General features: G+C 61.5%; 8 protein-coding genes. 7 read left to right on the top strand and 1 reads right to left on the bottom strand.

All coding sequences use genetic code 11. The features are described from left to right. Positions 1-183: 183 nt before the first annotated feature. The gene (locus tag J7359_RS19050) at positions 184-1,554 is read right to left on the bottom strand and encodes an ISKra4 family transposase (RefSeq protein ID WP_209059484.1); all 1,371 of its coding nucleotides are present in this window, start codon (positions 1,552-1,554) and stop codon (positions 184-186) included. A 171-nt stretch (positions 1,555-1,725) separates the two neighbouring features. On the opposite strand from J7359_RS19050, the gene J7359_RS19055 reads away from it, so the two are divergent. From J7359_RS19055 to J7359_RS19085, 7 genes are all read left to right on the top strand, one after another. Then, complete coding sequence (locus J7359_RS19055; RefSeq protein ID WP_209059467.1) at positions 1,726-2,118, top strand: hypothetical protein; 393 nt, start codon at positions 1,726-1,728, stop codon at positions 2,116-2,118. Positions 2,119-2,185: 67 nt separating this feature from the next. Beyond that, entirely contained in the window at positions 2,186-2,782 is a 597-nt protein-coding gene (locus J7359_RS19060; protein ID WP_247740537.1) for a lytic transglycosylase domain-containing protein, read from the top strand. A gap of 12 nt (positions 2,783-2,794) precedes the next feature. Beyond that, on the top strand, positions 2,795-3,106 hold the full coding sequence (locus tag J7359_RS19065; RefSeq protein WP_209059470.1) for a TrbC/VirB2 family protein: 312 nt from the start codon (positions 2,795-2,797) through the stop codon (positions 3,104-3,106). After that, on the top strand, positions 3,106-3,375 hold the full coding sequence (locus J7359_RS19070) for a VirB3 family type IV secretion system protein (protein WP_209059471.1): 270 nt from the start codon (positions 3,106-3,108) through the stop codon (positions 3,373-3,375). The genes J7359_RS19065 and J7359_RS19070 overlap by 1 nt, the downstream gene beginning before the upstream one ends. Then, entirely contained in the window at positions 3,368-5,710 is a 2,343-nt protein-coding gene (locus J7359_RS19075; protein ID WP_209059473.1) for a hypothetical protein, read from the top strand. The genes J7359_RS19070 and J7359_RS19075 overlap by 8 nt, the downstream gene beginning before the upstream one ends. Then, positions 5,707-5,859 (top strand): hypothetical protein, encoded by a 153-nt coding sequence (locus tag J7359_RS19080; protein WP_209059476.1) that lies wholly within the window; start codon positions 5,707-5,709, stop codon positions 5,857-5,859. Before J7359_RS19075 ends, J7359_RS19080 begins: the two co-directional genes overlap by 4 nt. Further along, entirely contained in the window at positions 5,856-6,524 is a 669-nt protein-coding gene (locus J7359_RS19085; protein WP_209059479.1) for a transglycosylase SLT domain-containing protein, read from the top strand. The genes J7359_RS19080 and J7359_RS19085 overlap by 4 nt, the downstream gene beginning before the upstream one ends. Positions 6,525-6,645: the final 121 nt, after the last annotated feature.

Below are 6,645 nucleotides of genomic sequence, written 5' to 3' on the forward strand. Positions count from 1 at the left end.
CCGCGCTGTTTCGCGGATGAGCTCGACCGAAGCGGTCTGTTTGATCCGGCGCTTTCGTCTATTGGCACAACGCATTAGGTGTAGCGGTACGAAAGCAGACTTTGAGAGGCAGCTAGAAAAGTACCTTTGCACCGGTCAGCGTTTTTCCCACACAACCCGCCGGGAGTGGGCAAAACTTTGGGGTCACGCGGCCGCTCTTTGGTGCGCGCCAGTTAGCCGACCGTCGAGAACAGCGGCGCGGACAACGGCCACCCGGTGGGCTCCGCTGGGTGACCATCTCATGCGTCGGCGCTTTCCCATGCGAGTGTTGCCGATATCGTCCACGCAGCCCTCGGCCCGGGACGAAGAAATCGGAAGCCCCCTGCGGTACCGCCGACCATAGTCGGTCAGGCTGCCCATGGTGTTCGCAAGGTAGGAATACAGATCCCGACACCGGGCTTGCACGCGTCCGGTTGCTTCAGCCGCCATGCGATCACCTGTATTCAACCGCGCGCAATCGACCATCAACCATTGTAGCCTGGTCGCGGCCGTCATGACTTTCCCATGCCACAGGTACCATCGCAGCGTTTCGGCCGGACGCGTGAACAGCACTGGAATGCCGGAGAAGCCCCCGATCTGCAGCAGGCCCTTTACCGCGTTCTCGACGTGCTGAATGCGCATCGAGATGTGCCACCAGTCGAGGATGTGGCGAACCTTTCCTCCGACGGCGTCGCGCACGAGGTTCGGAAGGGCGGGTTCCCCGTCCGAGATCACCGTGACGGTTTGTCTGTGATCCCAATCGAGAGCGCTCAAGTCCTGGCGAAGCTGGCAGGCTGGCGACAGCACCGCCTGCTGAACAAGGCCGAAGCGGCGGCACTTGTCGTGGCTCTCGATCTTGCCCACCACAACATCGAGGTGTCGCTTCTGGTATTCTGGCCTGCATCGGATATGCGCGCCGTCCACGAAGACGGTCAACCCGGGCGCATCTTCTGCGGCCTCCGCAAACACCGGCTCAGTCAGTTCGCTGTCACAGATGTCCCGGGCGACTTTGCCGAGACGGTTCCGGACCGATGTATTCACCTGTTTCGCGCAAGGCAGGAAGGTTTCCAGGATACGCGCCGCTTCCCGGAAGGAATGACGAGCCCCCAGTTCGGCCTGAAGGCGTCGCAGTTCCGGTGTCGACCGATCCGGAAAGAAGTGAGAAAGAGGCGAAAGCGGTCCGCCCAAGACAACATCTGATTTTGCAGTGCAGGCGCAGCGGCGAATGCGCGGCACCTTGACCTGGAACCTGCCGAAGAGCGTGTCCAGCACCCGCGACCGATAATCATGTACGGCCCGGCCCCCGTCGCAGTCGGGACAGATCCTGCTGGCTTCGGAAATTTCCTCTATCTGGTCGAGCAGGATCGCGTTCTGCAATTGCCCCAGGATCGTCTTCGCATCTTCGAGCAGCAACCCGAACCCCTCAGGCTGCGTGCGCCGAAATGGACGGGACAAACGGTCAAGACGATGCCTCTTTGTGGTTCCCCTCTCAATGAACCACCAACATACAGAGACACCCCAACATCTCGATCGCATACCTGAATCGGATCCGTATTTGTTGCCGCGACTTGAAAACGCCTGAGCAATAAACGTAACAACGATAAAGCAACGGCAGGTGACCATTTATCATTTCACCTACTTGAAATGCAGATACTTAATTTGATAGTCTGGCGCAGACGCGTCAGGCTGCTTTGTGGAGCGCGTCGCATGACCAACCAAGTACAGGTTAGCAACGAGGTGCTCACCCTTGAGATGTGTAGAGAGAGGTTGCTGGAAGGGTGGGAGCTGCACGTTGTCTGTGCGGAGGACCCCGTCCCGGCTCAGAACACTGTCCGAGGCTCATGGTATCTCGTCGCTGTCGAGCCGGAAACGGGTCGCTTCGGCGTCGTGGTCACACAGCGGGACCTGTACCGGGAGCGACGTCGGGCGGAGCAGTCTGGAACAACACTCGATCCATCAGATTACGCATACAAAGAGATCAAGACCACGACCGGGCTCTTTAACGCTCAAACTGATCTGGGCATTACTGCAACCGTCATTCCCGGATCGAAAGGCGTCACCATGGTCGCTCAACTGTCCCCAAGCACCGAGCGGCCATAATCGTGAATATTCGGGAAATCGTTCTGGCACCCTGAAGCCACTATCCCGCCGTGCTCTCCTTGCATCCTTGCTGGCGACGCCCCTTGCGGCCGGCGCCGATGTCCTCTCCGAGGCCCGCGGCTTCGTCCTGAACGCCGGCGCAGCCCGCGATATCTTCGCGCGCCCCGAGGACGATCCCGAATACTCCCGGACGCCTGGTAACGAGCCAGCACTGATCCGCTCGATGCTGGTCCCCACCGAGGCGCCAGCGTCGATCCGCGAGATGGTGACGGCAGCCGCAGCGCGGTATGCATCCCACCCTGCGATTCGCGCAGCCGGGTTTTCGCCCCGAAACTGGAACGCCTACTTCCACTCGATGATCCAGGTCGAAAGCGGGTTCAAGGTCACAGCCTATTCCTCGGCCGGCGCGATGGGGCTTGCGCAACTCATGCCCGGAACCGCCCGCTTTCTCGGCGTCGATCCGCGCGATCCGGTCCAGAACCTCGATGGCGGGGCGCGCTATCTGCTGATGCAACTCGGCGCTTTCGGCACGCCCGAACTCGCACTGGCGGCCTACAACGCCGGCCCCGGTGCGGTCCGCAAGTATCGCGGAATTCCGCCCTACCGGGAAACCCGGAACCATGTCCGCAAGGTCATGGCGATCTATCGCAACCGTTTGACATAAAGGAATTACCCGATGCTGAACTTCAGGCAAAAGCTCGTCGCCGCCGTGATCTGGTGCACGGCGGGAATGCAGGCCCATGCCCAGGAGGTCGATCTTTCCGGGTTCGAGGATACCGGCGAAAGCATCATCGAGCAGCTGCGCGACAACAACCTCGCCCTGACCGCCGTTGTCCTCATCCTGCTGATCATCGGCTTCCTGGCGATATTCACCAAGTTCATCGACTGGAAATGGATCGGCGTGACGGTCGTCGGGCTGTTCTTCATCTTCGGCGGTGACAACCTGGCCGAGTCGATCATCGCGATCTTCCGTGGCTCCGGCACCTGATGCGGGAGAACGTGTATATCCAGGGGCTCAACCGGCAGGCCAGATTCTTTGGTCTGCCTCTGCCCCTGGCCGGGCTGGCCTTCATTCCGCCGTTCCTCACGTTCATCTTCCTCGACAGCCTTTGGTATCTCTGGGCGATCCCCGTTCTCTGGGCGGCTCTCTGGGCCGCCTCGGTCATCAATCCACATTTCGCGCGCTTCATCGCGGTCGTGACCTCGCGCACGCCTGAGCGGCTTCTGCGCGCCAGTTCTGGATCACGGTATGAATGATATTTTCCCCAGTCCGATCCGGGCGCTGTTCGGTGGTGCCCGCGACCTCGAAGACATGCTGCCCTATCTCTTCGAGGAAAATAATCATGCCATCGCCACGCGCAGCGGGGCACTGGTTTCGGTCGTGAAAATTGCGGGCGTCAATCCGTTCACGGCCAGCGAAAGCGAACTGTCCCATATGAACGACCGGCTGGCCGAGTTGGTGGACAAGTCCGGAAACAATTTCAGCTTCCACTTCCACAAGATCCGCTCGGCCTATCACGACTTCGACTATCAGCCGAAAGCCTTCGTCGAACCGGGCTTCGGCAAGGAACTGGACCAAGCCTGGCGCGCGCACATCACGTCGGCAGGCCTCTGCGTTCCGGTGTTGTTCCTCTCGGTGATCGAGCGAAAATCCATGGCGGAACGGATGCCGATCTTCGGCGGCTTTCTCAGTCGTGGGCGTCAGGATACCCTGCCCGAGCGCCTGTCCGACCTCGCCGAGCTGGCCCAGAGCGTGGCGGAAACCCTGGGCGACGGCTCTGAACTTCTCGCCATCGACGACGGCACGCTGACAGGGTTTCTACGCGCCATCTCCACGGGCATCTATGCGCCTCTGGCCAGGTCCGAGACCGGCACCATCGTGGACGATATCCGCACGCCCATCGAGATCTACGACCGGGCCGTGGAAATCGGCGACGACTTCGAGACGCGATACGCCTCGGTGATCAGCGTGGCGAACCTCTCGCCCCAGACCCATGGCGGCATTCTCGACACGCTCTACACAGATCCCGATATCCTGATCTCCTGCACCTACCAGCCGCTTCTGCCCGACCTGATCTCGGCCAAGGCGACAACGCGGCTTGAGCAGACGCTTGAGGAAAGCGCCGGCGGCAAGATCGCCGCGCAGCTTCAGGAAGCAGCCGAGGATCTGCAAATGGGCCAGATGGGCTTTGGCGACAGCCAGACCATCGTCACTGTCTATGCCGCAACCCCCGATGCTCTCAAACGCAAGGTGACCGCGGTCACGGCCATCCTGCGCTCGAAGAAGCTCAAGATCGTCGTCGAAAAGCAGGGGCTGGCCGCTGCATGGTTCGCGCGGTTTCCGGGCAATCACGAGTTCCAGAAACGCCCGCTGACCATCTCCAACCGGAATTTTTCGGACTTCGCCGCGCTGCACATGGTCCGGCTCGGCAAGCCCGCCTCCGAATGCTATTGGGGCACGCCGATCACGACCTTCAAGAGTTGCGCCAATTCACCGTATGACTTCTCCTTCCATGGCCGCTTCGCCCATGCGGAGTCCGAGCCGCCGTTCGCCAGCACCCTGATCGTCGGCCCGCCCGATGCGGGCAAATCAACGATCATGGCCTTTCTGGCCGCACAGGCACGGCGTACCGGATGCAGGATCATCGCCTTCGACAAGGACCAGTCGCTGGAAATGCCCCTGCGCGCACTTGGCGGCACCTATACCGCCGTGCGCGCAGGCCGGAATACCGGGCTTAACCCGCTCGCCTCGGAAACTGACGAGGAAGATCAGGCATGGCTGCGCAGCTGGCTGACGGCGCTTCTGGAACGCAAGGGGCACCAGCTTTCGGTCAGTGATTCCGAGAAACTGGCGCGCACAGTCGAAAGCAACGCGACGGCCCTTCCGTCCTTCCAGGACTTCACCAACTTTACGACGCGGTTCCGCTCCTTCGAGGGCGATATCGGCGGACGTGTCGGCGAATGGTCCCCCAACGGTCAGTATGGCTGGGTCTTTGGCCAGGACAGCGCCCCGATCGTGGATTTCAGCGCCTCCGATATCGTTGGCGTCGATATGACCGCGCTTCTCAACATGGAGATCGAGCGGACCGCATTGCTCGCCTATCTCTTCCGGCAGATCGAAAAGACCGTCAGCGCCCGCACCCCGACCCTTCTGGTTCTGGAAGAGGCCGGCGTGTTCCTCGACGATCTCTACTTCCAGCGCGAACTGAAGACCTGGTTGGCGACGCTGCGGAAGAAAAACGTCGTCGTGGTCATGCTGGTGCAATTCGTCTCGCAGATCAGGGATTGCGCTGCCGGGGCCTCGATCCTCGAAGGTTTGCAGAACCAGCTGATCCTCCCGCACCACCAGGCAGGTCGCGACAGTTATGACGGGTTGGCGCTGTCTGACGCCGAACTGTCCTTCCTGCTCGGCTCGCAGGCCGGCGGCCGCCGGGCGCTGTGGCGCGACGGACAAAGCTCGAACATTCTCGACACCGATCTTTCGGCCCTCGGGCCCTATCTCAGCGTCCTCGGTGGCGGTCGTTCTGCGGAACGGCGCTTCGGCAGCAACTGGCGCGACAAACCCGATTTCTGGAAAGGAAACACGGCATGATCCGCATCGTGATGAGCCTCCTTCTTGCGCTGGCAGTGGCAGGCTGTGCCGCCCAAAGCGGCGAGTTGTCCGAACGCCGCTCGAATTGCTTCGGCAAGCTGAAGCCCGGCGCGCTCAGCTCGGCGCTGGTGGAAGTGCCAAAGGCATGATCCGGACCCGGCGCCTAGTACTCGGCCTCATGCTCGGGGCCTCCGTGGCGAGTCTCACGCTCGCCCAAGGGGTTCCTGTGAGCGATGCCTTGCGGACCCTGCGCGCCGGAACGCTCTCGGTGCTGCAGGGCCGGATCGTGGGCGAGGCCGAAGACGGAAACAGCGTGCGCATCGACATGAATGCACTTCATCGCGATCAGCTGGCAGCCATCGACGCAGCCATTGCCTCGATGAATACCAGCGGCTTCGCGCCCACAGATTTCGAGGACCTGGACGGTGCAGCGGTGTCCGCCGCCTATGATACTTCCGCCGTCACGGGTGCGGAAAGCCGGCTCTTCGGCGAAGGCCGGGTGACGATCGAACAGATGATCGTGGAAACCGTCCAGCGCTACCAGACGCATCCGGCGCTGGCCCGTGCCGGTGTCTCGCCGGTCGGGTTCCGGGCTTGGTTCCAGGCGCTCGTGAAGCAGGAAAGTGGGTTTCAGGTCCGGGTCTGTTCGCACAAGGGCGCCTGCGGGCTGACCCAGATCATGCCGGGCACATTCGATCAGCTTGGTATTCCGGCCTCGCAGCGCAACGATCCCCGCGTGCAGCTCGATGGCGGCGCACGTTACCTGCTGATGCAGCTCGGCAGCTTCGGCTCGATGCCGCTCGCGCTTGGGTAATCCCCCCCGATCTTAACGGGATGCGGAAGTAGAATTTTCTCGGCAGGATGACTGAGGAGATTCCGATGAAGAAGACACGATACACAGAAGCCCAGATCATGGGTGTGCTGCGCCAGATGGA

This window comes from Paracoccus sp. R12_2 (assembly GCF_017744015.1).
Classification (GTDB): domain Bacteria; phylum Pseudomonadota; class Alphaproteobacteria; order Rhodobacterales; family Rhodobacteraceae; genus Paracoccus.